Source organism: Streptomyces sp. NPDC000880, assembly GCF_053599675.1.
The window spans coordinates 1,905-4,347 of the sequence record NZ_JBSFMS010000225.1; the positions used below are offsets into that span (position 1 = coordinate 1,905).

The following is a 2,443-nucleotide window of genomic DNA, read 5'->3' on the forward strand; positions in this document are numbered from 1 at the left end:
AGGCGCCGTCTTCGCCGCGCAGGAGGAGCTGGCGGCCGTTCTGGCAGGTCATGATCTGTCCGAAGACGGGTTCGATGATGGCTTTGCGGCGGTTGTAGGCGGCTCGTCCGGGCTTGGTCCGCAGCTTGCGGGCCATGCGCTCCTTCAAGGTCGCGTGCTTGGGGATGCGTCCGCGAGGTGCGGGTGGGACCTGCTCGTCGTGGGCGAGGCGGCCGGTGGCCATGAATGTATCGGTTCCGCAGGCGAGTTGGCGGTCCCGGGCGGCTTCGAGGTTGTTTTCGGAGCAGTATCCGGCGTCGGCCAGGGCCTGCTTGGGGTGGGTGCCGGTGTTCGCCGCGGACTGCTCCAGCATGGTGGTGTAGTTCAGCGACGACGGCTTGGGCGTTGTAGGCCTGGATGTAAGCGTCGTCGCTGTTCTTCATGATCCGCGAGTCGGGGTCGGTGAAGTTCGCCTGGGCCTTCGGCTTCGGGCGGGCCTTGGCGGCGGCCTTCTCCCCGGCGTCGGTGACGGCCTGCTCGTCGGCTGTGCCCTTGCGCTGCTGGCGGCGGCGTTCTTTGTCCTCGGCGTGGCGGCGGGCCTTTTCGGCGGCCTCGGCCTCGATCTGGGCGCGGGCGGCCTGCAGGCGCGCGAGGCGCTTCTCGCGGCGGTCCAGTTCGGCGGGCAGGTCGGTGTCCTTGCCGTCCGGGCCGAAGGCCTGGTCCTCGGCGGCGTCGGTGGCCTCGGCGTCGGTGAGCAGGGCGGTGGCCTTGGCCTCCAGCTCGGCGATCTCGGCCTCGATCCGTTCTTCCTTGTCGATCAGGCGACCGTAGCTCATCGCCTTGTGCTTGGAGGCGTTTGCTTTGAGCTTGGTGCCGTCCAGGGCGACGCGGCCCATCTTGACCATGCCGAGCTTGGTCGCGAGGTGCAGCGACTGGGTGAACAGGTCGGCCAGGGCGTTGAGGTGACGGCGGCGGAACCGGGCGATCGAGCGGAAGTCCGGGGCCTGGTCGGCGGCCAGGAACCGGAACGCCACGTCGTCGGCGCATTTGCGCTCGATCGCCCGGGAGGAGCGGACACCGGTGGTGTAGCCGTAAATCAGCAGGCGCACCATCAGCCGGGGGTCATAGGGCGGGTGGCCGCGCTTCTCGGTGTAGTCGGCCAGGATCGGGGAGAGGTCGAGTACCTCGTCGACCAGGTCTGCGACGAACCGGGCGAGGTGGTCCTCGGGCAGCCAGTCGTCCAGCGAGGGAGGCAGCAGCAGGACCTGGTGCGGGTCGAACGCCCGGAACGTCTTGTCCACCGCCGCCGGACGGCCCTGCCGCCGCTTCGCCTCGACCGGCTCGACCTCGAACAGCCCATCCCCACCACGCATACCGGGATCATCCCGCACGAAAGATCACGAGACGCAGGCGGGTTGCCCATTACTGAGATACGCCCCTAGCTGACCTGCTGCAATGCCCAGTAGTGCGGCTCGATGGGGGCCTGCCGCACCGCGAGTCGACCGTTTACGCCGGGATCGTCCACCACCTTGCCCCACGATTTGGAACGGTCGCCGGGGGTGTGCTCGATGTCGGCCCACACCACGCTGCCGGGCCCGGCGGAGCCGTAAAAGACGGTCCACTCGGCGTACTTGTCAGCGCAGTTGCTGATGACCACCACGTGGTAAGCGTCATTCACCCTCAGGCATGAGCGTGGGTTCGAGCCCGCCGCGGAGACTTCCATTGTTCCGTTGGGGCGTTGCCGTACCTGCCAGTTCGCCGAGTGTGACGCGTTGTCCGTGCAGGCGCCCAGCGATACCGGGCCGTTCGTTTTGGGCCAGACCAGGCACTTGCCGTCCGTGAAAGCCGCGAACCGGTAGACCCCGTCGACGAGCGGGGCGGCGTGGGCGGGTTGCACGAGTGCCGCAGCGGCCGCAGCCGTGGCGGCCATGACGGCGATGACGCGTGAACGCATGGGATGGGACTCCTCGAACAGCCGTGGTCGAGCCGATCGCACGGCACAGACGTGGTCGATGCACATTCCGCCGGAGACGGCGGCGGCACCGATCCTGGAACACCGGCCCGCCCGGTAGCAGCCTGCGGTGGCCGCTGTCACTCGCCTGGCTGAGCCGCATCACCCGATGGCGTGGCGGCTCGGGGCTGTGGTCTCGTCGATGAGAACCCCATGAACACAGTCCCGCGGGAGCGGGCATACGCCGTGGACGTGGCTCGACGGTGTCCGCCGGGCACGCCGAACCATCTTGCGTCGGACGCGTTTTGCGGCGCCAATATTCTTACCGGATCGCTGACCCGGAGCCGGTGATGCGCACCCCTACCGTGCAGGCATGCTCACCATGCGCTGGATGCGGCGTTTGCTGGCCCTCGCGAGGCCTCCACTCCCCGACGCCACCACGCATACCGAGATCATCCCGCACCAATGATCACGAACGCAGGCGGGTTGCCGGTTACTGAGACACGCTCCTAG

1 protein-coding gene and 1 pseudogene are annotated in these 2,443 nt (G+C 68.2%); both read right to left on the reverse strand.

The features are described from left to right. A pseudogene (locus ACWDO5_RS35350) lies at nucleotides 1–1,280 on the reverse strand (transposase); the annotation flags it as partial. A 137-nt stretch (nucleotides 1,281–1,417) separates the two neighbouring features. Continuing rightward, the gene (locus ACWDO5_RS35355) at nucleotides 1,418–1,933 is read right to left on the reverse strand and encodes a hypothetical protein (RefSeq protein WP_450534625.1); all 516 of its coding nucleotides are present in this window, start codon (nucleotides 1,931–1,933) and stop codon (nucleotides 1,418–1,420) included. Nucleotides 1,934–2,443 lie beyond the last annotated feature (510 nt).